Here is a 25,750-nt window from a genome sequence, read left to right as displayed (position 1 = left end):
CGCGGCCGCACCCGTCAACCGGTCAGCCGAAGTTACGGATGCCGTCCCAGTCCACCAGCTTCCAGCCGGTTGCCGGATTGCCGCTGATCACCACGCGGCCGATGTTCGGTAGGGGATGGGTGTTGAGCAGGTTGGTCTTGGGGTTTTTCACGTTCATCAGCGTCCACACCATGATCGCCGTGCCTTGGGAGAACACGACCGGCTTGTTGTGGCCGCCGTCGTAGATCTTGCGGATGGCGCCGGTGAATCGGCTGTTGAAATCGCTGCCCGAGGTTGACCCGGGGATGCTGGCTTCGACGTTGCCGTCGATCCAGCTGACCGGCGCCACCATGTAGGTGCGGTCGGCCATCGAATCGGGTTTGCCGTTGTACCAGCCGGCATCGATGGACTGCAGGCCCGGAACGATCTCGGCTTGCTTGCTCAACTCTCTGGCCAGGGGAGCGGCGGTCTGCTGGGCGGCCTCCATCGGCGATGTGTAGATGCTGTCGAATTCGCTGCGCCCAAACTGATGGGTCAGCTGCTGCGCTTGATCTTTACCGTCGGAGCTCAGTCCGGTTCCAGGCAACTCGGTAGCGATGATCCCCTCGGCGTCGGCCTGCGATTGTGCATTGCGAATGAAGGTCAGCGTGATGCTGCGGGCCTGGGGGCTTCCGCCGCCGCAGGCGCCGAGCAGCATTGCCGTGGCGAGTAGAGCTAGGACTTTGGAGGTGTTCCAGATCATGCTGCGCTTGGACATGGCGATAGCCTGCCCTGCCGACCGCACCGGTGGGAAGGGTTTGCGATGGTTGACTGCAGAAAAGGCTCGAATTTCCCAATCGAGAGGAGACCCGCATGGCGATCGATCCGGGTGCCGTTGGCGCGACGACCGAGCCGATGTCGTTCGAGTGGAAAGACCGGGAGACGCTGCTCTACGCACTGGGCGTCGGCGCGGGTATCGACGACTTGTCGTTCACCACTGAGAACAGCCACGACATCGCGCAGCAGGTGCTGCCAACCTACGCGGTGATCTGTTGCCCGGCATTCGGGGCGGCGGGCAAGATCGGCACGTTCAACCACGCCATGCTCTTGCACGGCTCCCAGGGCATCCGCCTGCATGCGCCCCTGCCCGCCGCGGGAAAGCTGTCGGTGGTCTCCGAGGTTGCCGACATCCAGGACAAGGGCGAGGGCAAGAACGCGGTCATCATGCTGCGCGGCCGTGGCACCGATCCAGAAACCGGAACCCTGATCGCCGAGACGTTCACCACGCTGGTCATTCGCCAGGCGGGCGGGTTCGGGGGAGTGCCGGGTGAGCGTCCGGCCGCACCGGAAATTCCCGATCGCGAGCCTGATGCCCGGGTTGTCCTGCCGACCCGGGAAGACCAGGCACTGATCTACCGGCTCTCCGGCGATCGTAATCCGCTGCACAGTGACCCCTGGTTCGCCAAGGAATTGGCTGGGTTCCCCAAGCCGATTCTGCACGGGCTGTGCACCTACGGCGTGGCGGGGCGGGCGCTGGTGGCCGAGCTGGGCGGCGGGGTGGCCGCCAACATCACCTCGATCGACGCGCGGTTCACCAAGCCGGTGTTTCCCGGCGAAACGCTGACCACGCTGATCTGGCGCACCGAGCCGGGCAAGGCGGCGTATCGCACCGTGGTGGCCGGCACCGATGGGTCCGACGCCCGGGTGGTGCTCGATGACGGTGCGGTGGAATACGTGCAGGGCTGAGTCGTCAGCCGTTTCACCCAAGCGTCGACAGCTGGCTCGCCAGCCGTCCGGTGAACTCGGCAACCCGAGCCGGACTCTCGAGCGCGAACAGTGCGGCGGTGGCGCGATCGCCATCTTCGTTGTGCCGCACCATGATCGCAACGCCATTGGGGCCTACCGTGTCGAACGCGTCCTCGTCGGTGATGTCGTCACCGAGATAGATCGGCACCAGGGGAGCGGCCCGCTGATCAGGCAGGTGATCGATTACCCAGCGCAGCGTCTTGCCCTTGTCCCAGTCGATGTCCGGGTGCAGTTCGATCACCTCGCGGCCGGTCGTCACCCGCAGCCCGTCGCGCTGGCCCGCGGCACGCACCACCGCAGCGATCTCGCCCACCCGGTCGCGGGCGGCATTGCGGTAGTGGGTGGCCACGCCGAACCGCTTGTGCTCCACCATCACCCCGGGGATGGACCCGAGCCGGTCGCGAAGCTGGGCGGCCGCCTGTTCGAGCACCGGTATCGCCGCCGCGGCGGCCTCGTTCTGGTGATGCGTTCCGTCCGGCGCGGTCAGCTCGAACCCATGACTGCCCGCATACCAGATTCCGGGCAGTCCCACGCGTTGGGATACGTCGGCGAGGTCGCGGCCGCTGAGTATCGCTACCGGACACTGCGCGGCCAACTGTTGCAGTGCCGCCACGGCGCCGGCCGTCGGCGTGGCCGCATCCGGATCGTCGACGATCTCGGACAACGTGCCATCGAAATCGAAGAAGACCGCGGGCCGCGGCACGGTCAGGCCGTCGGGTCGTCCGAGTGCCTGCAATGCGTCGGGAAGCTCGGACATGTGCCGGTCGCCGGCGCGCACCCGCACCTCGTCCAGATCGGCGAGGACGGTGTCGGCGCCGTGGTCAGGTAGCGCGTCGCGGTGCCCGGCCTGGTCCACCCCGATCACCAGCGCGAATCCGCTGTCGCGGGCGGCGGCTACGCTCGCCGCGTCTGCGGTGATGACCACGCAGCGGCCGGGCCGCGCGCCGACGCGGTCGGCCGATTCGGTCAGGGCCTGGATCGCGGCGTCGTGCCCGCCACCGCCGGAGGCAAAGGTGGCGGTGCCGACGCGGGCTTGCTGAAGTTGCCGGACCAGTGCTTGTGTCGAGTTCAATGCGGTGTCGAACAAGACGGCATCATGGCGGCGCGGGTCGATGGTGACCGACATGATCCCACCTTCTCATGGTGGGCAATGCCGTCTCTTACGGGTCGCTTCGGGTCAGCGTCGCACCCGGGCCGGCGACACCAACGTCCGCCCCGCCACCCCGCCGGGCCGGCTACGGTGCCTGCGCTTGCGGCGATCTTTGCCGAACAGCAGAACGGAGTCCTGGCTGAGTGCCACCAGCTGCGCCATCCCCCGTTCGATACCGGCGGCAAGCTGTCGCAGGTCGGTCGCGGCCTGGTAGTCGGCGGTGATACCGAATACCAGCTCGTCGTCGTAGCAGAGCACGGCAACTCCGGTGCTCAGCTGCAGAGCAGTCGGCGGGATCGGCAGCACCTGCTCCATCGGTTGTCCCATCAGCTGGAGCCGGTGGCGCGGCGCTGGTGCATCGGTTGCCAGCGTCACGACACTTCGCTGGGGGAGACGTACCAAGGTCTGAATAGCTTTGGTGCACAATGCAAGAGGCGTGTAATCGGCAAGACTGGCGGATTTTGTGCGGACCGCGGCCGGGGCCGGGTTCAGCTGGCTGTGCACGGTGCGCAGTCGGGTGATCGGGTCGTTCTGGTCGACCGGCAGGTAAGGCAGCAGGGCCGAGATCTGGTTGGCGGGTTTCTCCAGCGTGCGCAGTGAGTCGGCGCGGGGCTGTTCACCGCGGTGCAGCAGCATCGTCCGAAAGCCCTCGCTGATGGCTGCCAGCGCAACATCGTTGGCGGTTACCCCGAACTTGCGGCACACCCGGTCCACGTCGGCGAGCGCAAAGCGAACCGCGGTGTAGTGGCGCATGGTGATCGGCGAATCGGCCGACGACAACCACATCGTGGGCCAGCTGACGGCACGCGCGGCCGCCTTGACGATGTCTGTGGCCAGGGAGTCCGGCCAGCTGCGCGCGCCCGCATCTGAATCCGGAACCGGTTTAACGGCAACATGATTTGCGCCGGTGTGGTCGGCGTCGTCGCAGAGTCTGGTCAGGATCTGGACCGCCAAAATACCGTCAGCCATGCTGTGGTGGAGCTTGAGCAGGATCGCCCACCGATTGTGCTCGAGGCCCTCGATTACCCAGCATTCCCAGAGCGGACGGTCCAAGTCGAGGGGGCGTTCCAGGGCGTGTGCGATGGCCCGAAACAGTTCCGCTTCGTCGCCCGGCCCGGGCAGCGCCGCCCGTTGGATGTGCGCGTCAAAATCGAATTCGGGTTGGTCGATCCATTGCGTCCGCAGCACCTGCGCGTGCCGGGGGATTCACCTAAGCCGCTGTGCCAGAGTCGTTTTGAGAAGTTCGAAGTCGGGAACGGCGCCGTTGATCACGGCGACTGCGCCGATTGCCAGGCTTGCGTCCCAGTCCGGTTCTTGGGCCCTGCGCAGGCCAGCGTCCAGTGTCGTCAATTGTGCTATCACAAGTCCCCACCCGTCAGTTTGTGAATCAGTACCAGTATCTGTCCCGATGCGTTGGGCGCGATAGGCCTGCCAGGTTAAGAACGTGTTTTTCAGTTAAAGATGTGTTTAACGGCGGTGATATGTCTCACTTTTATGCTGAGCGATCGCTCGCTCCAACCCCCCTCGGCATTCGAACATATTTTCGATAAGCTGTGGGTGTGGGCTGGGGCAATGGCCCGCCGAGTTGGGCGGAAATGGAGCGGGTGCTGGATGGCAAGCCGCGTCATGCCGGCGTGCCGGATGCGGCCGGCCCCACGGCCGAGGCCGGGTGGGACGGTCCGTTGTCGCGCAAGCGCGAGACGTATGCGCCCAAGCCGGACGCCAACCGGGTCGACTCGTCCATCGCATACGCCGAGTTGCATGTGCATTCGGCGTACAGCTTTCTCGATGGCGCCAGCACGCCGGAAGAGTTGGTCGAGGAAGCTGCCCGCCTGGATCTGCGCGCCCTGGCGCTGACCGATCACAACGGCCTGTACGGGGCGGTGCGGTTCGCCGAAGCGGCCAGCGGGCTCGGCGTGCGCACCGTGTTCGGTGCCGAGCTGTCGCTGGGGCCGGAGGCCCGCACCGAGCAGCCGGATCCGCCCGGACCGCATCTACTGGTGCTGGCCCGAGGTCCGGAAGGCTATCGGCGGCTGTCACGGCAACTGGCCGCGGCGCATCTGGCCGGCGGTGAGAAGGGCAAGCCATGCTACGACTTCGACTCGCTGACCGAGGCCGCGGGCGGGCACTGGCACATCCTGACCGGATGCCGGAAAGGTCATGTGCGCCAGGCCCTTCGTCAAGGTGGGCCGGATGCGGCGGAGCGGGCGCTGGCCGATCTGGTGGACCGGTTCACGGCCGGCCGGGTCAGCGTCGAGCTAACCCACCACGGTCACCCGCTCGACGACGAGAACAACGCGATGCTGGCCGGGCTGGCGCCCCGCTTTGGTGTTGGCGTCGTTGCCACGACCGGGGCGCATTTCGCCCATCCGGCGCGCAGCCGGCTGGCCATGGCGATGGGGGCCATCCGGGCCCGCCAGTCCCTGGACTCCGCGGCCGGGTGGCTGGCGCCGCTGGGCGGGTCGCATCTGCGCTCCGGCGCGGAAATGGCCCGGCTGTTCGCGCAGCGGCCCGACGTGGTGACCGCCGCCGCCGAACTCGGCGAGCAGTGCGCGTTCGGGCTGGCGCTCATCGCGCCGCGGCTGCCGCCGTTCGATGTGCCCGACGGGCACACCGAGGACAGTTGGTTGCGGTCGTTGGTCATGTCGGGTGCCCGCGAGCGCTACGGTTCGACCGAGCGGTCGCCGCGGGCCAGGAAAGCTTACGCCCAGATCGAGCATGAGCTGAAAGTCATTGCACAACTGAGCTTCCCGGGCTATTTCCTGGTAGTACACGACATCACCCAGTTTTGCCGACGTAACGACATTCTGTGCCAGGGCAGGGGATCGGCGGCCAACTCCGCGGTCTGTTATGCCCTCGGTGTCACCGCTGTGGATCCGATAGCCAACGAGCTCCTGTTCGAACGCTTCTTGTCACCCGAGCGCGACGGACCGCCCGACATCGATATCGACATCGAGTCGGATCAGCGGGAAAAGGTCATTCAGTACGTCTACAACAAATATGGCCGGGACTATGCCGCTCAAGTCGCCAACGTCATCACCTACCGGGGGCGCAGCGCGGTGCGCGATATGGCTCGCGCGCTGGGCTTCTCGCAGGGCCAGCAGGATGCCTGGAGTAAACAGATCGGCCACTGGAACGCGACGCCCGACGATGTCGAGGGCATTCCCGAGCAGGTGATCGATCTGGCAGCCCAGATTCGGAATCTGCCACGGCATATGGGTATTCATTCCGGTGGCATGGTGATCTGCGACCGCCCGATCGCCGACGTGTGCCCGGTGGAATGGGCGCGCATGGCCGATCGCATTGTTTTGCAGTGGGATAAAGACGACTGCGCGGCAATCGGGTTGGTGAAGTTCGACCTGCTCGGGCTGGGCATGCTCTCGGCTCTGCATTACGCGAGAGACCTGGTGGCCGAGCACAAAGGCATCGAAGTGGATCTGGCCCGGCTGGACCTTTCCGAACCGGCGGTGTACGAGATGCTGGCCCGTGCCGATTCCGTCGGTGTGTTCCAGGTGGAGTCACGGGCTCAGATGGCCACGTTGCCCAGACTCAAGCCCCGAGTGTTCTATGACCTGGTGGTAGAGGTCGCGCTGATCCGGCCCGGGCCCATTCAGGGCGGGTCAGTACACCCCTACATCCGGCGGCGCAACGGTATCGACCCGGTCGTCTACGAGCACCCGTCCATGGAATCGGCGTTGCGTAAGACGCTGGGAGTGCCGCTTTTCCAAGAACAGCTGATGCAGTTGGCCGTCGATTGCGCGGGCTTCTCCGCCGCCGAGGCCGACCAGCTGCGGCGTGCCATCGGATCCAAGTGCTCGACCGAGCGCATGCGCCGACTGCGCGGCCGGTTCTACGACGGTATGCGCGCGCTGCATGGCGCCCCGGACGAGGTGATCGATCGGATCTACGAAAAGCTGGAGGCGTTCGCGAATTTCGGTTTCCCCGAAAGCCATGCACTGTCCTTCGCGTCGCTGGTGTTCTATTCGTCGTGGTTCAAGTTGCACCACCCCGCGGCGTTCTGCGCCGCGTTACTGCGGGCTCAGCCGATGGGCTTCTATTCACCACAGTCGCTGGTGGCCGACGCCCGCCGGCACGGTGTATTGGTGCACGGGCCCGATGTCAATGCGAGCCTGGCACACGCCACTCTGGAGAATGCCGGAATGCAGGTCCGCCTCGGTCTGGGAGCCGTCCGCCATATCGGAGATGACCTCGCCGAAAGTCTGGTCGCGGAACGAAACGACAACGGGCCGTTCGCTTCCCTGCTGAATCTGACATCGCGAGTGCAGCTCAGCGTGCCGCAGACCGAAGCGCTGGCGACGGCTGGAGCGCTGGGCTGTTTCGGGATGTCGCGGCGGGAGGCGCTGTGGGCGGCCGGGGCCGCGGCCACCCAACGGCCGGACCGGTTGCCCGGGGTGGGCTCGTCATCGCACATCCCGACGCTGCCGGGAATGAGTGAGCTGGAGTTGGCCGCCTCCGACGTGTGGGCCACCGGCATCTCCCCGGACAGCTACCCGACCCAGTTTCTGCGAGCAGACCTGGACGCCTTGGGGGTGTTGGCCGCAGCTGCGCTGCTCTCGGTGCCCGACGGGGAGCGGGTGCTGATCGCCGGCGCGGTGACCCATCGACAGCGACCCGCGACGGCCCAGGGGGTGACGTTCATCAACCTGGAAGACGAGACCGGGATGGTCAATGTGCTCTGTACGCCGGGGGTGTGGATGCGGCATCGCAAACTGGCGAATACGGCGCCCGCACTGCTCATCCGTGGTCAGGTGCAAAACGCCAGTGGCGCAGTCACCGTCGTGGCGGAGCGGATGGGGCGCATCAGCCTGGCGGTCGGCTCGCGTTCCCGTGACTTCCGCTAGTGCGCCCGAACGTGCGCAGAATGCCCGCCAAAGCGGCGTGTCGTTGTGCAGACCCGCACCTTGGCGAGTCGAACCTCAGCCCGTCGGCGTCGTCCACACTCGGGTCGGGGTGATCTTGAGTCGGGTGCTGTAGGAAGCCATCGCTTCGGTCAGACCGAACTTCGCGGCATCGTCGCGGTACTTGGCCCAGTACGGCTCGTCTTCGCGGCAGTCGACATCGGTGGCTGCCACGTCAGCCGTCCCGCCGACCACGATGATGCCCCCGCCGTTGCCGTCGGAATAGAGATTCAGGCTGACGTGGGGGCGCTGCAGGATATGGGCGACCTTGGCCGCCTTGGGCATCGAGTACACCGTGAGGTCGGCTCCGTCGAAGTAGAACCAGATCAGTCGCGGCACTGGCTGTCCAGATTTGGCGACGGTGGTCAGCCGCCCGTAGTGGTCGGAGGCCAGCCTGCCAGAAACCTCTTGAGTCAGTTCGATACCCATGAAGCTGAATATAGGGGGGTAATCTCCGCGACATGACCCTCAACCTGTCCGTCGACGAAGTCCTGACCACGACCCGCTCGGTCCGCAAGCGACTCGATTTCGACAAGCCGGTGTCGCGCGAAGTGTTGATGGAATGCCTCGATCTGGCGCTGCAGGCGCCCACCGGTTCCAACTCGCAGGGTTGGCAGTGGGTGTTTGTCGAAAATGCGGACAAGAAGAAGGCGATCGCCGACGTCTACCTGGCCCGGGCCCGCAGCTACCTGAGCATGCCGGCACCCGAGTACGCCGAGGGTGACACTCGGGGTGAGCGGATGGGCAAGGTCAGGGATTCCGCGACCTACCTCGCCGAGCACATGCATGAGGCGCCGGTCCTGATGATCCCGTGCATCCAGGGCCGGGAAGACAAATCGCCGTTGGGCGGAGTGTCCTTCTGGGCCTCGCTGTTTCCGGCGGTCTGGAGCTTTTGTCTGGCGCTACGGTCCCGCGAATTGGGCTCATGCTGGACAACACTGCATCTGCTGGCCGACGGTGAGCGGCAGGTAGCCGACGTCCTTGGCATCCCCTACGACGACTACAGCCAGGGCGGGCTGTTCCCGATCGCCTACACCAAAGGCACCGACTTCCGCCCGGCCAAGCGGCTGCCCGCCGACCGCCTGACGCACTGGAACAGCTGGTAGTCGGCGCCGCGTCAGCCCGGGTTGCCGTCGGCGCCGCGGGCGCCGTCGAAGGCGGGGCCCCCGAGGCCGTCGGCACCGCGGTTGCCATCAGACCCTTGACCGCCACCGGTGCCCGGATCGCCGCCCGCGCCGAAGGCGCCATGCAGACCGCCGTCACCGCCGGTACCGCCGTCACCGACGGTTCCGGTGACGCCCTGTGCGCCGCTCAGTAGCCCGCCGCGGCCACCGCTGGCTCCCTGGCCGCCGTTGCCGCCGTCGCCACCCGTGCCGCCATGACCGGCATCGCCGCCCGCCCCGCCATCGCCACCGAATGCCGCTACCGCGCTCGTGGCGTTGCCGCTATGGGCGCCGGCGACGCCGGAACCCCCCGCGCCACCGGTGCCGCCCATGCCGCCGACACCGCCCTGTCCGCCAGCACCGCCGTCGCCGATCAACCATCCGCCGTCGCCGCCGGCGCCACCGTCACCGCCGGCTCCGCCATGCCCACCGGTGCCGCCGGCACCGCCATCACCGCCGGTGCCGCCGTGGGCCCCGTACAAGGTGGAGGCCGCGCTGTCGTTGTTGGAGCCGGTAAAGCCGGCGGCTCCGCCGTCGCCACCGATGGCACCGTTACCGCCGGCATCACCGGCACCGCCGGCGCCACCGGCGCCACCGGCACCGCCGGCGCCACCGGCACCACCGTTGCCGATCAGCCAGCCGCCGCGTCCTCCCGCGCCACCAGAACCGCCCCCGCTGCCGGCTAGGCCGTCCGTACCGGTGCCGCCGGTGCCGCCGGTGCCGCCGTTGCCTCCGTTGCCCCCGATGGCGACACCGTTGTAGGAGGCGGCGACGCCGGCGACACCACTGGTGCCACCGTCGGCACCGCCCTGGCCGCCTTGCGCGCCGTTGCCGCCGTCACTGGCGGTCGCGGTAAGGCTGGTGACGGGTTGGGAGGCGGAGCCGCCGGCCCCGCCATTTCCACCGGTGACACCGGCTCCGCCGGGAGTGCCGTCGGTGCCCGGGGTCGCGGAGACGGTGTTGGTGGCGGCGTCGTAGATGTTGGATCAGTCCGGCGTTGCCGCCGTTGCCGCCGGCGGCTCCGGCGGTGGCGCCGTTGTTGAAGCCGGCACACCGCCGTTGCCGTAGAGCAGGCCGCCGGCGCCGCCGTTGGGGTTGGTGGCGGTGCCGGCGGCGCCGTCACCGATCAGGGGGCGGCCGAGCAAGGTTTGGGTGGGCGCGTTGATCAGGCCCAGGGCGTTTTGTTCCACGGTCTGCAGGGGTGAGGCGTTGGTTGCCTCGGCGCCGGTGTAGGCGCTCGCGCCGGCGGTGAGCGCTTGGGCGAATTGGTCGTGAAAGGCCATCAGCTGGTTGGCGAGCCGTTGATAGGCCTGGCCGTGGCCGGAGAACAGGGATGCCACCGCCGTCGATATCTCGTCGGTGCCGGCGGCCAGCAGGTTGGTGGTGGGAACCGTTGCGGCCGCATTTGCCGCGCTCAGCGCCCGGCCGATGTTTGCTACGTCAGCCGCCGCAGCCGATACCGCCTCGGGGAATACCGCTATTGACGACATTGCTGTCCTTTCGGGACGTCACATCCGGAGCCGGAAATTTCCCGCACGGTAAGGCGGTTGGGGGCACCCGATTGCCCTTACGGGATTTCTGCAGCTGATTGGCAGAAAACTCACAGGTCGGCGGATGGCGGAGCGTCGAAGTCCGGCCGGTTGCAGCCCGGTCTGCCTCGTGACGTGCCGCTAGAGCGCTCCCGGGTAGCCGTGCTGCCGCCACGCCTCATACACCGCGACGGCCGCGGCGTTGGCCAAATTCAGCGAGCGCCGGCCCGCCAGCATGGGGATACGCACCTGTTGGGTGATATGCGCGTCGGCCAGCGTCGCCGCGTCCAGGCCGGTGGGCTCGGGCCCGAACATCAGCACATCGCCGGGCCGGAAGTCGACGTCGGAGAACGTGACGCTGGCCCCGGCGGTGAAGGCGAACACCCTCGCCGGTAGCAGTGCGTCCCACGCCTGCGTGAGGGAGCCGTGGACGGTGACTGAGGCCAAGTCGTGATAGTCGAGCCCGGCTCGCCGGAGTTTGGGCTCGGACAGATCGAAGCCCAGCGGTTCTACCAAATGCAGCTCACAGCCGGTCGCGGCCGCGGTCCGGATGGCGTTGCCCGTGTTGGGGGCGATGCGAGGCGAGTAGAACAGCAGCTTGAACACAACACGCCATCCTTCCGCTAAGCCGGCCGCCCACGCCCAGCGCTCGCACCCGGGCGATAATGCTCGCATGGTCGAGCAGAGCATCTGGATGCAGAAGGTTGCTGCCGATCCCGGACATTCGCGCTGGTATATCGAGCGGTTCCGGGCCATGGCCCGCGCGGGCGAAGACCTGGTCGGCGAGGCACGCCTGGTGGACTCGATCGCGCCGCGCGGTGCCCACATTCTTGACGCGGGCTGCGGCCCCGGCCGGTTGGGTCGTCATCTGGCCGCGGCCGGTCACCGGGTGGTCGGCGTGGACGTCGATCCGGCGCTCATCGAAGCGGCCGAGCAGGATTATCCCGGCCCGCAGTGGCTCGTCGGCGACCTCGCCGAGCTTGACTTGCCCGCGCGCGGCATTGCCGAGCCGTTCGACGTAATCGTCTCCGCCGGCAACGTGATGACATTCCTGGCCCCGAGCACCCGGGCTCGAGTGCTCGGCCGGCTACGTGCGCACCTGTGCAGCGACGGCCGAGCGGTGATCGGCTTCGGCGCGGGCCGCGACTACGCGTTCGCCGACTTCCTCGACGACGCGCAAGCCGCCGGGTTGGTGCCCGATCTGCTGCTATCCACCTGGGATCTGCGACCGTTCACCGATGACTGCGACTTCCTGGTCGCGCTGCTTCGCCCGGCCTAGGCTCCGGCGGCCCGCGGGCCTGTTGCGGCCGAGGTTATCTGCTCGGTAACAATTATGGAGACCACGGCTCTGGGCTGTCATACTCGTCGAATTGCCAGGCGTTGCTTGGCGCCCAGCTGTTCGGGCGGGCGAAATTAAGCGGGAAGTTTGCATGGTTCTCTGGTTTGTGCGAGCAGGACACATCGGGGCTGCGGCCGGTAGCACGGCCGTAATCCCATGACAATGTTTGCCCGCCCGACCACACCGGTCGAGGCGGCCCCCGGCGCACCCGTTGCCAGCGGCGCCGAATCTGCTCCACCCAAACGCCCGCCCGCCTGGTCGTTGGGCAACTGGCCGGTGGGGTGGAAGGTCGTCGCCATCGCGGTGGTGCCGCTGCTGCTGGCGATGGTGTTGGGTGGATTGCGGATCCATGGCGGGATGGCCAACTCCAGCGGTCTGCGGCTGGCGGATGCTCGTGCCGACGTCATACCGGCCATCACCAAGTACATGTCGGCACTCGATGTCGCGTTGCTGGCCAGTTCCACCGGACGCGATGTCGAGGGACCCAAGAAGAACTTCGCGGCCCGCAAAAACGAGCTACAGACCAGGTTGGCGAACACCAACGTGCTCAGCGACGTTCGCTCCGGGGTCAACTCCGTGCTGAACGGCGGGCAGGCGCTGCTGGACCAGACGCTGGCCAACACCAGCAGTTTGCGCGATCGCGTCACGGCCTATGTGCCGCTGCTGCTGACGGCAGAGGACGCCATCAACGCCTCGGTACGCGTCGACAACGAGCAGATCCGGGCCGAAGTTCAGGGTTTGAGCAGGGCCGTCGGCGCCCGCGGGCAGATGACCCTGCAAGAAATCCTGGTGACTCGCGGCGCTGAAGCTCCCGAGGCGCAGTTGCGCAACTCGATGATCACCCTCGCCGGCACCGAACCTTCGACGCTGTTCGGAATGACCGAGGTGCTCGGCGTCGGTTCACCGGACGCCAAGACCCTGCACCAGCAGATGGTGACCCGGATGGCGATCATCTCGGATCCGGACAGCGTGCTGGCGGGTAACCCCCAGCTGCTGCAGTCGATCCAGATCACCCGCGGGATCGCCGAGCAGGTCATCAACGACGCCACCGAGTCGGTCACCAAGGCGGTGCAGGCCAGGGCCAGCGCTCGGCGTGACGCCGCGATTCGCGACACCGTGTTGGTGTTGGGCGCCATCCTGGTCGCGGTGGTCGTGGTGCTCCTGGTGGCGCGTGCGTTGGTCCGGCCGCTGCGCCAGCTGCGCGACGGTGCGTTGAAGGTCGCTCACACCGACCTCGAGGGTGAGATCGCGAAGGTGCGGGAGGGCGCCGAGCCGATTCCGGAGCCACTGCCGGTCTACACCACCGAGGAGATCGGTCAGGTCGCGCACGCGGTCGATGAGCTGCACGCCCAGGTCTTGGTGCTGGCGGGGGACGAGGCGCGACTGCGATCGCTAGTCAACGACATGTTCGAGACCATGTCGCGGCGCAGCCGGTCCCTGGTGGATCAGCAGTTGTCGCTCATCGACGGGCTGGAGCGCAACGAGGAGGATCCCGACCGCCTCGACACCCTGTTCCGGCTGGATCACCTGGCCGCTCGGCTGCGTCGCAACAGTGCGAACCTGCTGGTGCTGGCGGGTGCGCAGATTTCGCGTGACCACCGTGAGCCGGTGCCGCTGTTGACAGTGATCAGCGCCGCCGTCTCCGAGGTCGAGGACTACCGGCGCGTCGAAACCGGGGGAGTGGCCGACTGCACGGTGATCGGTGCCGCGGCGGGTGCCGTGATTCATCTTCTCGCCGAGTTGATCGACAACGCGCTGAACTATTCGCCGCCGACCGCGCCGGTTCGAGTATCGGCGGTGCGTGGCAGTGAGGGAGGGGTCCTGCTGCGGATCGCGGACTCCGGGCTGGGCATGACCGAGTCGGATCGGCGCATGGCCAACATGCGACTGCACTCCGGTGGCGAGGTGACTCCCGCCAACGCTCGACACATGGGCCTTTTTGTGGTGGGCCGGTTGGCTGCGCGGCACGGGATTCGGGTGGGGTTGCGCGGCCCGTCAACCGGGGAGGCCGGCGGCGGCACCACTGCCGAGGTCTACCTGCCGCGGACCGTCTTGGTGGACGGCCAGCGGCCGGGATCCGCGGCCGGTCAGCCGCCGCAGCGGAGCGCGTTTGTGGTCAGACCTCCGAGTTCGGAGCCTGCCCCCGCGCCGGATGCCGCCGGGTCCGCGCCCACCGGCGACAGCACCGCCGTCCCACCGCTTCCCCCGGTCAGTTTGCTGCCGCGGCGCAATCCCGGATCTAGTGGCATTGCCGACGTCCCCGGCCAGCAGCCCGAACAACAGCAGCCGCCACGGCGCCGCCGTGAGCTGAAGACACCCTGGTGGGAAACCGCGCAACCCGCGGGGCGACCGGAACAAGCGGCGCCGCAACAATCCGACACCGCCGCATTTTTTGCCAGGCGATCGCCGGCCGCCGGCGCGGGGCCCGATGAACCGGCACCTTCGGTCAAACCCGGGCCGCAGTCGGCACCGGCCGACCCCGTCCGCGACGACTCGATCTACCAAAAAATGTTGTCCGAGATGACCAGTGATCCGCATGAGCTGGCCAATAGCGCCGACCTGGATTGGCGGTCGGTATGGGACCGCGGCTGGTTGGCGGCCGCCGAGGCCCAGGAAACACCGGTGCAGTCCCGGACGGATCACGGCCTGCCGGTGCGTACCCCGGGTGCTCGGCTGGTGCCGGGTGCCGCCGACTCCGACGAGCCCACTCAGGACGAGGCGGATCGGCCGCCGGCGTCCGACCGCGGACTACCACCCGATCAGCCCGCCCAGCACACGGCCGCCATGCGTGACCCCAATGCGGTTCGGGCATCCATGAGCAGTCATTTCGGCGGTGTGCACACTGGACGGGCACATGCCCATAGAGCCAGTCAGGAACCGGATCAACAATGAACACCCGTTTGTCGGACAGCCCGCTGGACTGGCTGGTGTCCAAGTTCGCCCGTGAGGTTCCCGGGGTGGCACACGCCTTGTTGGTGTCGGTCGACGGTCTTCCCGTCGCCGCCAGCGAGTACTTGCCGCGCGAGCGCGCCGACCAGCTGGCCGCGGTGGCTTCCGGGCTGTCCAGCCTGGCCAGCGGCGCCGCCCAGCTGTTCGAGGGCGGACAGGTGCTGCAATCGGTGGTCGAGATGCAGAACGGCTTTCTGTTGCTGATGCGCGTCGGTGACGGCTCGCATCTGGCGGCGCTGGCGGTGACCGGATGCGACATCGGCCAGATCGGATACGAAATGGCGCTGCTGGCCGAGCGGGTCGGCAGCGTCGTGCAGTCCTCCCGCCGCGCGAGGCCCGCGCCGCAATGGACAGACGCGACCCGCCGCTAGCCGCGCCGGAAGCCGCGCGGGAGGCCAGCCTGGTCCGCCCGTACGCGCTGACGGCCGGCCGTACCGGAACCGACATCGACCTTCCGTTGGAAGCGCCGGTGCAGACATCGCGCGCGGGTCTGGCGCGCCGGTGGCAACCCAGCGACGTGCGGGGCAGGATTGTCCAGTTGTGCCTCACCAGTCCTTCGGTGGCGGAAATCTCCGCCCGTCTGGATCTGCCAGTGGGTGTCGCGCGAGTCTTGGTGGGTGATTTGGTCACCTCCAATTACCTTCGGGTGCATGCGACCTTGACCGAGCGTTCGACCCGCGATGAGCGCCACGAACTCATAGGAAGGACCCTGCGTGGCCTTAAAGCACTCTGAGGCGCACTCTGCGGCGCGCGGCACCGCATCGACGAAGATCGTCGTTGCGGGCGGATTCGGGTCCGGCAAGACCACGTTCGTCGGCGCGGTTTCGGAGATCATGCCGCTGCGCACCGAGGCGATGGTTACCGATGCGTCGGTCGGTGTCGACATGCTCGAGGCCACCCCGGACAAATGGACCACGACAGTCGCCATGGACTTCGGCCGCATCACCCTGGGCGAGGACCTGGTGCTCTACCTGTTCGGGACCCCGGGCCAGCGCCGGTTCTGGTTCATGTGGGACGACCTGGTGCGCGGCGCTATCGGCGCGATTGTCCTGGTCGACTGTCGTCGGCTGCAGGACAGCTTCGCCGCAGTGGACTTCTTCGAGCACCGCAACCTGCCATTCCTGATTGCGATCAACGAATTCGACGGTGCGCAAAAGTATCCCGTTGCCGAGGTGCGCAAAGCGCTGATGTTGCGGGCCGAGGTACCGGTGATCACCGTCGACGCCCGCGACCGCAGGTCAGCCACCGACGCGCTGATCGCGCTGAGCGAATACGCATTGGCCAGCCTGACAGCAGCAGGCGGCCAGCGTCCTTGAAACCGCAAGTGGAGCATTGGGTCGACTGCGAATTCACCGGCCGGGACTTTCGCGACGAGGATCTGAGCCGGCTGCGCACCGAACGAGTTGTGTTCAGCGAATGCAACTTCGGCGGAGTCAATCTCACCGAATCCGAACACCGAGGGTCAGCGTTTCGCAACTGCAGCTTTGAGCGCACCACGCTGTGGCACAGCACATTTGCCCAATGCAGCATGCTGGGCTCGGTGTTCGTCAGCTGCCGGATGCGGCCGTTGGTTCTCGACGAGGTCGACTTCACCCTGGCGGTGCTCGGCGGTAACGACCTGCGGGGCGTCGATTTGAGTGGCTGCCGGTTGCGCGAGGCCAGCCTGGTCGAGACCGACTTGCGCAAGAGTGTGCTGCGCGGCGCCGACCTACGTGGGGCACGCACCAACGGCACCAAGCTCGACGACGCGGATCTGCGCGGTGCGAACCTGGACCCGTCGTTGTGGCGAAGCGCCTCGTTGGCGGGTGCGCGTATCGACGTGCCGCAAGCGTTGTCCTTCGCCTTGGCGCACGGCCTTCGCCTGGACTCGTGACCTCACCGGACGGCCCGGGGCCGTCCTTGGGGCGAGCGCACGAAACGCCAATGGGTGCGAGTCGCCACTGCCGGACACCGGTTCATCTCAATTTTGAGACGTGCTCCGGCCGCCCGGATGTGAAACATGGTTGTCCGCAGCGAAAGTCTGACCATTACGAGGACGCGGAGACCGTGGCGCAACGTGCGGGATCCTCAAGTTCTTTCACATCGCTTGACAGTGTCAATCCTGGTGCGGTTAACTCCATACGCATGGGGATTGGGGTCGTTGCAGGTTTGTTCGGGAGCTGCTGGAATGCATTCTCCCGTAGTGTCTTTGGGCTTTACCACCGGGTGTTGGCGTGGGCGATTCACGATGACGGTTTCGCCCCGGTGTGGATACGGGGCCCCGCGCACCACTGATCCGAATCGCGGCACCCGCAATTCGACTCAACGGGGCGTCCTGATGTGTTGCCCACCCTACGGGCACTGCCCGCTCGCCTGGCCTAGCCGGAAACGCCGCCAGACATTTCGCCGGAATCGGTTGTCGCCCAGACCCGATCGGCTCCGGCGCGGTGGTTCGGAAATCTCGTGATCTCGAGCGTAGAGCCGCTCGAAGGTAGTGCTGGCGGCGCCACACTCCAACCGCAGAGAAATGAGCAGATATGTCGAGACCGACAGCCAAAGATCGGACGGCCGCCGAGGCCGTCATGTGCGCCATACAGGCCAACCCGGCCACCGACGCGGTGCGCTTTTTGCCCCGAGGTGAGGGGCCCGGCACGGTGATCAGCTACGAAGGGCTGCACGCGCGCGCCGCCCATCTGGCGGCGGTGCTGCAGGCGCGGGGGGCGCAAGGCGAGCGGGTGATCCTGGCCAGTCGCGACAACATCGAGATGACAGCGGGGCTGGTCGCCTGCCTGTACAGCGGCGCGGTAGCGGTGCCGGTGCCGGTTCCGAATATGAACAAGTCGGGGCCGGCATTGCTGCGACTGCAGGCCATTGCGCGAGATGCACAGGCGCGCGTCTTCTTGACCGACCTGCCGTCGGTGGACTCTCAATCAAACGTGCGCACTCTGCCCGACGGGCTTTCGGAGCTGACCTGGCTGAACACCGACGACGCCAGCGCCGACCGGGCCGACTGGCAACCCCCGCGGTATGCGCCCGAGAGCGCGGCGCTGCTGCAGTACACCTCTGGCTCGACCGGGCAGCCCAAAGGGGTGATGCTCACCCAGGCCAACTTGCTGTCCAATGCCCACCAGATCGAGCGGCATTGGGAACAAGACCAAAATGAGTTGCTTGTCTCCTGGCTCCCTCAGTATCACGACTTTGGGCTGATCTTCATGGCGCTACAAGCGCTCTATCTGGGGGCCACGTTGGTTTCGATGCCCCCCTCCGCCTTTGTGCAGGACCCGCTGCGTTGGCTTCGCTGCCTCACCCAGTACCGCGGTACCAACAGCGGCGCGCCCAACTTCGCCTTCGATCTCTGCGTGGAGCAAAGCACGCCGGCTCAGCGCGAGGGGCTGGACCTGCGTAGCGTCAAGGCGTTGAACTGCGGCGCTGAGCCGGTGCGGGCGGAGACGATGCGCCGTTTCCTGGCCGCGTTTGCCCCGTTCGGGCTGCGGCCGGATGCCCTTCGGCCCGGTTACGGTCTGGCCGAAGCCACGGTGTTCGTGACCGGCTGGCGCGGGCCCGCAGTCAAGACGTTGACGCTGGACCAGCGCCAGCTCAACGAGGGCCGGGTCGTGGAATGTGACGTTGCCGCAACGCCTTTGACGGAGGTCGTTTGCTGCGGTCCGGCGGGCCCCGAAGTGGAGCTGGCCATTGTCTCGACGCAGACCCAACAGCCATGCGCTGCCGACGAAGTGGGCGAGATCTGGGTGCGGGGGCCCAATATCAGCCGGGGCTACTTCAACGGTGCCGGCGCAAGCCAAGACTGCTTCGGCAACGTCGCGGGCCAAGGACAGTACTTGCGTACGGGCGACCTGGGTTTTGTGCAAGATGGCGACCTGTACGTGACGGGTCGGCTGAAGGACCTGGTGATCGTGCGCGGAGTCAACCACTACCCGCAAGACATCGAATTCTCGGTCGAGCAATCCCACCCCGCGATCCGGCCCGGATACTGCGCCGCCTTCACGCTGGAGGTCGATGGTGAAGAGCGACTGGGCGTCGCCGCGGAAATCGCGGCAGACGATCCGGCGCAAGACACCCTGGAAAGTGCGATGGACTCGATTCTTCAGGCCATTATCGGCCACCACGAGGTGGTGCCCTACCGGCTGGTTCTCTTGGCCCGCGGCGCCATTCCCAAGACCTCCAGTGGCAAGATCCAGCGGCAACTGTGCAAACAGCTGCTGTTGATCGATCAGCTGCCGATTCTCGGCGACCGTGTCAGTACCGCGACGATATCGCCGACGCCGCAGCAACCTGATGGTGGCGCGCGATCGCCAAAGTATCGCGCGATGGAGCAGTACCTCCTCGAGCTGTTGAATCTGAGTCCCGAAGAACTGGAGAGCGGCAACAATCTAGCCGCCTATGGTTTTGATTCCATCGATGGCGCAGCTTTGGCTAAGAAAATCAAGGCTGACTGGGACATTGAAGTCCCGATGGAAATATTGCCGCTCCTGACCATCAGAGATCTCGTGGATACGCTCGCCAACTAGTCAATTAGAAATCACACATCTTCTCCAGGAGGAATCGATGGCGCAGATCCGCCACCAAGATCCCTACGATGTCGTCGATGAAATACTCACGGATGCGAAAAATCGCGGTGTCATGTACTTTGTCACCGACACCGACGTTCCCATCGAGAGGCATCTCGAAATTGGTGTACGCAAATTACTGAACTTTGGCACCTGCAGCTACATGAGCCTGGGGCAGGATCCGAGGTTAAAGGAGGCGGGGTTCGCCTTCTTGGATCGCTATGGCCTGCAGTTCTCGGTATCACGCGGCTATTTGTCTGCGGGTATCAATGAGGTTTTAGAGCACGACCTGAGCAAAATCTATGACGACAAACCCGTCCTGGTCTATTCTTCCACCTCCGCCTGTCATATCTCCATCTTGCCGACGCTTCTTACGGCCAACGATGCGATAATCCTCGATCAAAGCGTCCACTTCAGTGTGCAGCACGCGGCGAATATTGCGCGAGCTAAAGGCGTTCCGGTCGAGATGATTCGGCATAGCAATCTCGACATGCTCGAGGACAAGCTGAAGGAATTTGGCAACAAGCGCCGCCAAATCTGGTACCTGATCGACGGCGTCTATTCCATGTACGGTGATGTCGCGCCCATGCTGAAACTTCATGAATTGATGCATGAGTACGAACAGCTGCATCTCTACATCGATGATGCGCACGGGATGAGTTGGTATGGCACCCATGGGTCCGGACGTGTTTATGGTGACTTCGGCATGCACCCGCGCACCATCGTTGTCTCCACTCTGGCCAAGGGTTTCGGCTGTACCCGGGGGATTTGCGGTCTTCCCCAATGCCGAGGCACAACGTAAGGTGCGGATGTTCGGGGGGCCGTTCAGCTACTCACACCCGTTGTCACCACCGGTGACAGGGGCCGCGATCGCCTGTGCCCGCATTCATCTCAGCGGCGAAATCTACGATATGCAGCGGGCGTTGGCGGACAATATCAGCCGCTGCAGTGCGCTGCTCCAGGAATACGACCTTCCGATTCTCTCCGATACACATACGCCGATTAATTTTGTCTGTGTCGGTACCCCGAAGCTGGGCATTAATGTGGTCAAGCGGATGCTCGATGATGGCTACTACTGCAACCTCAGTACATTTCCCGTGGTTCCGGTCAAGAACACCGGACTGAGATTCACCATCCAGCGGCAGCTGGAGCCCGATGACATTGAGCAGTTTGTTGCGGCGGTCGCACGGAATTTTCGGGCCGGTTTGAAGGACGAGTGCGTGAGCGAAGCGGACGTTCGGCGACAATTCGGTCTGGAGCCGCCGACGCACAAGATCAATGGGGCATCCCATGCCCATTCGACGCGCGAAACTACGCATCGACTGGACCATGCCACGAGCATCCGAGAAATTGATGCTGACGAATGGAACAGCCTGCTCGCCAGTGCGGGCATTTTTGACGCCGCCGGTTGCCTGGCATTGGAGCAGACGTTTGGTGGCCGAACACGGCCAGAAGAACGCTGGGACTTCGACTACTTTATTGTGCGGGACGGTTCGGGGCGGCCGTTATTGGCGACGTTCTTTACCACCTCGGTGTATAAGGATGATATTTTCGCCCAGGCCTCGATCTCGGCCCAGGGCTCCGGCGTTCCCTGGATCTCGGCCCAGATCGAGGAGAAGCGGAAACAGGATCCGATGTATCTCACCAGCCGGACGATGGGCATGGGGTGCTTGCTCTCCGAGGGGCAGCATCTCTACGTGGATCGCAGTCGCGAGGATTGGCCGGAGGTAATCCGATTTCTCCTCGGTCACGTGCTCGTGCGGCAGCGGGAACGCAACGCTACGGCGCTACTGCTACGCGACTTCGACGCTGCCGACGATGATATCCGTCAAGTGCTTACCGACGGAGGCTTCGTGAAGATTGATATGCCCCTGAGTAACGCCATCGAAAACATGCGATGGGAGACCCGCGATGAGTTTCTGCAGGCGCTGCCGAGCACGCGCAGAAGACGGCACATGCGGCAGGAGTTCATTCCGTACGAGCATATGTACGAAGTGGAGACGAAATCCGAGTTGTCGCCCGAGGAGCAGGAGTGGGCATACCGCCTGTATCTGAACGTGGCGAAGCGCAACTTGAGCATCAACATATTCCAATATCCGTCGGACATCTTGAAATCGTTGGTGGCGCAAGAAAATTGGGAATTCGTAGTGCTACGTTTTTACGCGGACTACGATGACCGGGCGGAACGTCTTCCAGTAGCTGTTTCGTGGAATTACCGCGGCAAGCTGGGCTATCACTGGGTAATTGTGGGAATCGACTACGAATACAATCGCAAATTCGGCGTTTACCGCCAGGCCATGTACCAGACGGTGCGGCGTGCCCGATTGCTCGGGTACGAGCACGTCAGCTTGGGACTGTCGTCCGACGAAGAGAAAAAGAAGGTCGGGGCGGATCAGACGGAAAAGGTGGCCTACTATCAAACCCGGGACACGTTTGCCATGGATGTAATGGCGGCGATGGCCGCGGTTACTCAGTAATATCATGCCAAGATCCGGATGCCCCCCTCAATTCGACGCCGTGGTGATTGGTAGTGGCATTTCTGGCAGGCCCTGGCATTTCTGGTCTGACCGCAGCCATCAACTTGCAGCGCAATGTCATTCGCACTCTCGTCGTCGAGCGTCGCGAAGTTCCCGGCGGGCTGTGCGGGACGTTCACCCTGGACGGATATGAGTTCGTCACCGGTTGCAACGACTTCGGTGGAGGATTGGTCCGCCACCTCGAGGAGCTGGGCGTCGGCACGGAGTTCCGCACGCCCGCGGCGCGATTCCATCTCGGCGAACACCGCATTGAAATGCCGCCAACCCTGCCAACCCTGGCAACGGTGGCCCGGCGCCTGCCCGCGCTTTTCTCGGCATTCCGAACCGTACGCAAGGGCCCGGGCCGAACGCTTGGCCAACTGATCGACGGCGCAGTTCAAGACTGGCTTCTGATGGCGGCCGCTGCTATCCTCGCGTATGCGCTGCTGCGTTCCCCCGATGACCTGACGGTCGAGCAGGTGGGCCAGGCCTACTCCAAACAATTCGGCTACCGCTACCAGAAGAGCTATACCGCGGTCGGCGGACCGGCCGCGATGATCGCGGCCATGTTCCAACGCTTCGAGGCGCTCGGAGGCGAGCTGTGGCTTGGTTGTCACAGCACGCAAGTCGAGCGCGTCGGGGCCGAAAAGCGCGTTCATACCTCGGACGCCTTGGTCCCTGTGCGAGTCGTCCTATCCAGTGCCGGGCGTTGGAGCGAGTTCCCGAAAACCACCAAGGCCGGGATGGAGTTCGCGGTGCTGCTTTTTGCGGTTCGCAAAGGCTTTACCTATCCCCGGGGTTATCACACCATCGCCTGGCTGCAGCAGGACATCGGCGAAGAACTCCGCAAACTCGATGCCGGGCAACCCATTTCGCGGCCAAGCTTTCACATCTTTCGATCCGATCTGCCGCAACCGCGCGACCACTACACGATCAACGCCTTCATTCCACTACCACGGGGTGAGGGTGATCCATCCGCGCGGCGACGCCAGGACTTGTCCGCCCATGCCGTGGCAACGATCGACAAAGATCTGCCCGGATTCAAGGACGCGCTGATGTATCAGCGGTTCCTGAGCCCAGTCGAGTACGCGAGCCGACTCGGCCTGCACAGTGCGCCGAGCCCCTTTGTCCCGCCCACCGGCTTTGCCGGCCTACCCAGCTACGACGCGGCGCGCGACACCTATTTCATCGGTACCTCAGTCGGTCCCGCCGGCGAACACGCCGGCGCGGCGTGCCTGTCCGGAAAGATGGCGGCGGATCTGGCCATCAAGCAGTTGCGCCGATGAGGATCTGCATCGGATGGGCTGATGCACTAGGCGACTGTGCTGCTCACCGCTTGAGCCGGATGCGCCACCACACCACCGCCGAGTAGACTACCGACAGCGCGGCAAGCATCGCCATATCGAACAGCCATGCCGTCGTCGAGTGCGTCCAGTGGCTGTCCTCGGGGCTCATCGAGCCGGGCACCAGTTCCCGCAGATTCACCGTGGCCGCCGACGCGGCGTAGCCCCAGCGGGCGGGTGTCAGCCACGACAGCTGGTCAAGAAAGATCCGATCGGTCACCGGCACGACACCGCCGGCGAGGACCAACTGGAGCATCAGCGACACCACCAGCAGCGGCATGATCTGCTCGTTCGAGCGCGCGATCGGGGACAGCAGCAGTCCGAGAATCGCTGATGCCATGCAGGTCGCCGCGACGGCGGTGAACAGCTCGAAACTCGGATTGCCGAGCAGTACCGCCGGTTGCGTCGGCGCGCCCTTGCCCAGCAACACGATGCCGGTCGCGATCGCCGCCTGGGCGACGGCAAACGCACAGAACACCGACACCTTGGCGCTGAGGTAGGCCTACGTCGACAAACCCACGGCCTGCTCGCGACGGAAGATGGCGCGTTCACCGATCAGGTCGCGGATGGTCAGCGCGGTACCCATGAAGACCGCGGCAATGCTGAGCAGATTCAGAATTTGGGCGGCTTCGTCGGGTGTCTGACTGGTCGCGTCGGCAATGCCGAACCCGGTGTCACCCGGAACCGTCAGCGACAGCGCACCCAGAATGAACGGCAGGATAGCGAGGAAGGCGAAGTAGGCGCGGTCGGCGATCACCAGCCGAACCTGTCGGCGGGTGATGGTGGAGAACTGGCGCCGCACGCTGGTGTGGGCGGGCGCACCGAGGTCGGTGGGCGTCTGCGGCTGCGCGGGTGCTGCGGCGCGGTGCTGGGCCAGGAAGCGGCGATTGGCCTCGTCCGGATCGGCGCCCACCTTGGCGAAGATGTGGGCCCAGTTGGTGGTGCCCATGGCTGGGCCGATCTGATCGGGCGGACCGAGAAACGCCGTCTTGCCCCCCGGGCGCCATCAGCAGCACCTGATCGCAGATATCGAGATAGGTCAGCGAGTGCGTGACCACCAGCGCCACCCGCCCGGCGTCGGCGAGTTGCCGCAGCATCATCATGACTTGCAGGTCCAGTGCCGGGTCCAGGCCGGAGGTCGGCTCGTCGAGGATCAGTAGCGATGGTCCGGTGAGCAGCTCGAGTGCCACCGACGCGCGCTTGCGCTGTCCGCCGGACAGCTTGTCGACTCGGGTGTCGGCGTGCTGGGTGAGCCCCAATTCGTCGAGCACACCGGCGACGACCTGGGCGCGGTCCTCTTTGCTGGTGTCGGGTGGCAACCGAAGCTCGGCGGCATAACCGAGGGCCTGGTTGACCGTGAGCTTTCGGTGCACGACGTCGTCCTGGGGGACCATCCCGATCCGGCTGCGCAAGGACGCGTAGTCGGCGTGGATGTTGTGGCCCTCGAAGGTGACCGTGCCAGAGCTGGGGCTGGTGTAGCCGGCGATGAGCCGCGACAGGGTGGTCTTGCCGGCCCCGGAGCCGCCGATCACGGCGGTCAAGGTACCGGGTCGGGCGGTCAACGAAATGTTTTCGAGCAGCCCGTTGCCGTTGATGCTGAAGTTGACCGCGTTGACTTCGAGTCCGCCGGCGCGGGTGGCCACCTGGGTGTGGCGCGCCAGGGTGCCCCCGGTGAACGCGAGGTCGACGTTGCCGATGGTGACGATGTCGCCGTCGCTGAGGATCGCTGACCCGACGCGGATTCCGTTCACGAAGGTGCCGTTGATGCTGTGCGCGTCGCGGATCTCGGTGCCGATCCGGGTCGGTGTCGAAAACGCGTGATGGCGCGACGCCAGCACGTCGGAGACGACGATGTCGTTGCTGGCAGCGCGGCCGATCGAGATGGTGTCGGCAAGCGCGGGCGCAAGGCCCGAGTCGGCGCCCAGGACGTCGACCGTTCGGTCCGGGTAGTGCGAGGCGGTGGTGTGCGCACCTGGGCGGGCGGGCGGCGGGAGCAGCGGTATGGCGCTGGTGAGCTGGGCGCTGGCGACCGGGTCGGGTGGACGGTCGGGCGGCGGGGACGGCCAGCTGGGACGGCTGGGATAGCTGGGCGGCCCTGGCCGGTACCCAGGCCCCGAGGGGGGGGATGGGCCGCCCGACGGCGGCCGGTCGGCTGGGGCGACTCCAGGCATGGTCTCCGGCGGCGGCAGTAGCCCGATCACCCCCTGGTGATGTCCCACCTCGAACGTGATGCGCGGCCCGTCGGCTCGGCCCAGGTTCATGGCCAGCCCGTCACGGATGTCGATCAGCGGGACCCGACGTCCGTCCACATATATCCCGCTTTGCGAATTGTTGTCGATCGGGACCCAGCTGCCCTGCTCGAAGCGCAGCAGCAGGTGCGCGCGGTCGATGAGCGGATGCGCGACACGCAGGTCGGCGTGCAGATCACTTCCGACGATCACGTCGGGGCCGGCGGCAAAGCTGCGCTGCGACGGGCCCGACCGGACCGTCAGCACCGGCCGCTGAGCTCGCGTCATCACTTCACCCTAGTT

The 25,750-nt window shown here is 65.7% G+C and carries 17 protein-coding genes and 3 pseudogenes; 13 read left to right on the top strand and 7 right to left on the bottom strand.

Features of this window, described 5'->3' with window-relative positions; all coding sequences use genetic code 11:
- Positions 1-22: 22 nt before the first annotated feature.
- On the bottom strand, positions 23-736 hold the full coding sequence (locus tag MMSP_RS22510) for a histidine phosphatase family protein (RefSeq protein WP_020788484.1): 714 nt from the start codon (positions 734-736) through the stop codon (positions 23-25).
- A gap of 95 nt (positions 737-831) precedes the next feature.
- Here MMSP_RS22510 and MMSP_RS22505 point away from each other — a divergent pair, with 95 nt between their 5' ends.
- Positions 832-1,704: a MaoC/PaaZ C-terminal domain-containing protein gene (locus MMSP_RS22505; protein WP_020788483.1), complete on the top strand. Its 873-nt coding sequence runs from the start codon at positions 832-834 to the stop codon at positions 1,702-1,704.
- Between the two features lie 13 nt (positions 1,705-1,717).
- On the opposite strand, the gene otsB is transcribed toward MMSP_RS22505, so the two are convergent.
- Positions 1,718-2,890, bottom strand: coding sequence for a trehalose-phosphatase (gene otsB / locus MMSP_RS22500; protein ID WP_020788482.1), 1,173 nt, complete (start codon positions 2,888-2,890; stop codon positions 1,718-1,720).
- A 51-nt stretch (positions 2,891-2,941) separates the two neighbouring features.
- Positions 2,942-4,273: pseudogene (locus tag MMSP_RS22495) on the bottom strand (wax ester/triacylglycerol synthase domain-containing protein).
- 200 nt (positions 4,274-4,473) lie between these two features.
- Between MMSP_RS22495 and MMSP_RS22490 the strand changes: the two are divergent.
- Positions 4,474-7,776 (top strand): error-prone DNA polymerase, encoded by a 3,303-nt coding sequence (locus MMSP_RS22490; RefSeq protein ID WP_036427496.1) that lies wholly within the window; start codon positions 4,474-4,476, stop codon positions 7,774-7,776.
- 75 nt (positions 7,777-7,851) lie between these two features.
- On the opposite strand, the gene MMSP_RS22485 is transcribed toward MMSP_RS22490, so the two are convergent.
- A complete protein-coding gene (locus tag MMSP_RS22485; protein WP_020788478.1) occupies positions 7,852-8,262 on the bottom strand; it encodes a TIGR03667 family PPOX class F420-dependent oxidoreductase in 411 nt (136 codons plus the stop codon).
- Positions 8,263-8,294: 32 nt separating this feature from the next.
- Between MMSP_RS22485 and MMSP_RS22480 the strand changes: the two genes are divergently transcribed.
- Positions 8,295-8,939 (top strand): nitroreductase family protein, encoded by a 645-nt coding sequence (locus MMSP_RS22480; RefSeq protein WP_020788477.1) that lies wholly within the window; start codon positions 8,295-8,297, stop codon positions 8,937-8,939.
- An 11-nt stretch (positions 8,940-8,950) separates the two neighbouring features.
- Here MMSP_RS22480 and MMSP_RS29645 read toward each other — a convergent pair.
- Together MMSP_RS29645 and MMSP_RS22470 are read right to left on the bottom strand one after the other, a co-directional pair.
- Positions 8,951-10,486 (bottom strand): annotated as a pseudogene (locus MMSP_RS29645) (PE family protein).
- 180 nt (positions 10,487-10,666) lie between these two features.
- Complete coding sequence (locus MMSP_RS22470) at positions 10,667-11,131, bottom strand: tRNA (cytidine(34)-2'-O)-methyltransferase (protein WP_012393046.1); 465 nt, start codon at positions 11,129-11,131, stop codon at positions 10,667-10,669.
- Positions 11,132-11,198: 67 nt separating this feature from the next.
- Between MMSP_RS22470 and MMSP_RS22465 the strand changes: the two genes are divergently transcribed.
- The 10 genes from MMSP_RS22465 to MMSP_RS22425 all read left to right on the top strand — a co-directional run bounded on the left by MMSP_RS22465 (position 11,199) and on the right by MMSP_RS22425 (position 23,162).
- Positions 11,199-11,804: a bifunctional 2-polyprenyl-6-hydroxyphenol methylase/3-demethylubiquinol 3-O-methyltransferase UbiG gene (locus MMSP_RS22465; protein ID WP_011740750.1), complete on the top strand. Its 606-nt coding sequence runs from the start codon at positions 11,199-11,201 to the stop codon at positions 11,802-11,804.
- Between the two features lie 216 nt (positions 11,805-12,020).
- Entirely contained in the window at positions 12,021-14,756 is a 2,736-nt protein-coding gene (locus tag MMSP_RS22460; protein WP_036426873.1) for an ATP-binding protein, read from the top strand.
- Complete coding sequence (locus MMSP_RS22455) at positions 14,753-15,184, top strand: serine protease inhibitor (RefSeq protein WP_011740748.1); 432 nt, start codon at positions 14,753-14,755, stop codon at positions 15,182-15,184. Before MMSP_RS22460 ends, MMSP_RS22455 begins: the two co-directional genes overlap by 4 nt.
- On the top strand, positions 15,160-15,546 hold the full coding sequence (locus MMSP_RS22450) for a DUF742 domain-containing protein (protein ID WP_036426872.1): 387 nt from the start codon (positions 15,160-15,162) through the stop codon (positions 15,544-15,546). Before MMSP_RS22455 ends, MMSP_RS22450 begins: the two co-directional genes overlap by 25 nt.
- Positions 15,527-16,129 (top strand): ATP/GTP-binding protein, encoded by a 603-nt coding sequence (locus MMSP_RS22445; protein ID WP_020788472.1) that lies wholly within the window; start codon positions 15,527-15,529, stop codon positions 16,127-16,129. Before MMSP_RS22450 ends, MMSP_RS22445 begins: the two co-directional genes overlap by 20 nt.
- 8 nt (positions 16,130-16,137) lie before the next feature.
- Positions 16,138-16,686, top strand: coding sequence for a pentapeptide repeat-containing protein (locus MMSP_RS22440; RefSeq protein ID WP_020727342.1), 549 nt, complete (start codon positions 16,138-16,140; stop codon positions 16,684-16,686).
- A gap of 643 nt (positions 16,687-17,329) precedes the next feature.
- A complete protein-coding gene (locus tag MMSP_RS22435) occupies positions 17,330-19,321 on the top strand; it encodes an AMP-binding protein (RefSeq protein ID WP_020788471.1) in 1,992 nt (663 codons plus the stop codon).
- 37 nt (positions 19,322-19,358) lie between these two features.
- Positions 19,359-20,162 carry an aminotransferase class I/II-fold pyridoxal phosphate-dependent enzyme gene (locus MMSP_RS29030; protein ID WP_020788470.1) on the top strand — a complete coding sequence of 268 codons (804 nt, stop codon included), beginning with the start codon at positions 19,359-19,361 and terminating at the stop codon, positions 20,160-20,162.
- Between the two features lie 7 nt (positions 20,163-20,169).
- Complete coding sequence (locus MMSP_RS22430) at positions 20,170-21,837, top strand: bifunctional aminotransferase class I/II-fold pyridoxal phosphate-dependent enzyme/GNAT family N-acetyltransferase (RefSeq protein WP_235065817.1); 1,668 nt, start codon at positions 20,170-20,172, stop codon at positions 21,835-21,837.
- Positions 21,838-21,890: 53 nt separating this feature from the next.
- Positions 21,891-23,162, top strand: a complete 1,272-nt coding sequence (locus tag MMSP_RS22425) for an NAD(P)/FAD-dependent oxidoreductase (RefSeq protein WP_235065816.1) — start codon at positions 21,891-21,893, stop codon at positions 23,160-23,162.
- Between the two features lie 43 nt (positions 23,163-23,205).
- Here MMSP_RS22425 and MMSP_RS22420 read toward each other — a convergent pair.
- Positions 23,206-25,735, bottom strand: a pseudogene (locus tag MMSP_RS22420) (ATP-binding cassette domain-containing protein).
- Positions 25,736-25,750: the final 15 nt, after the last annotated feature.

Source organism: Mycobacterium sp. 012931, assembly GCF_000419295.1.
Taxonomy (GTDB): domain Bacteria; phylum Actinomycetota; class Actinomycetes; order Mycobacteriales; family Mycobacteriaceae; genus Mycobacterium; species Mycobacterium marinum.
The sequence above is the reverse complement of the archived record's forward strand: the minus strand, read 5'-3'. Positions and strand labels throughout refer to the sequence as shown.

Bases quoted from the DNA above. Each gene is read 5' to 3' on its own strand.
- MMSP_RS22510 (WP_020788484.1), bottom strand. From the start codon at position 736: ATGTCCAAGCGCAGCATGATCTGGAACACCTCCAAAGTCCTAGCTCTA.
- MMSP_RS22505 (WP_020788483.1), top strand. From the start codon at position 832: ATGGCGATCGATCCGGGTGCCGTTGGCGCGACGACCGAGCCGATGTCG.
- otsB (WP_020788482.1), bottom strand. From the start codon at position 2,890: ATGTCGGTCACCATCGACCCGCGCCGCCATGATGCCGTCTTGTTCGAC.
- MMSP_RS22485 (WP_020788478.1), bottom strand. From the start codon at position 8,262: ATGGGTATCGAACTGACTCAAGAGGTTTCTGGCAGGCTGGCCTCCGAC.
- MMSP_RS22480 (WP_020788477.1), top strand. From the start codon at position 8,295: ATGACCCTCAACCTGTCCGTCGACGAAGTCCTGACCACGACCCGCTCG.
- MMSP_RS22465 (WP_011740750.1), top strand. From the start codon at position 11,199: ATGGTCGAGCAGAGCATCTGGATGCAGAAGGTTGCTGCCGATCCCGGA.
- MMSP_RS22460 (WP_036426873.1), top strand. From the start codon at position 12,021: ATGACAATGTTTGCCCGCCCGACCACACCGGTCGAGGCGGCCCCCGGC.
- MMSP_RS22455 (WP_011740748.1), top strand. From the start codon at position 14,753: ATGAACACCCGTTTGTCGGACAGCCCGCTGGACTGGCTGGTGTCCAAG.
- MMSP_RS22450 (WP_036426872.1), top strand. From the start codon at position 15,160: ATGGACAGACGCGACCCGCCGCTAGCCGCGCCGGAAGCCGCGCGGGAG.
- MMSP_RS22435 (WP_020788471.1), top strand. From the start codon at position 17,330: ATGTCGAGACCGACAGCCAAAGATCGGACGGCCGCCGAGGCCGTCATG.
- MMSP_RS29030 (WP_020788470.1), top strand. From the start codon at position 19,359: ATGGCGCAGATCCGCCACCAAGATCCCTACGATGTCGTCGATGAAATA.
- MMSP_RS22430 (WP_235065817.1), top strand. From the start codon at position 20,170: ATGTTCGGGGGGCCGTTCAGCTACTCACACCCGTTGTCACCACCGGTG.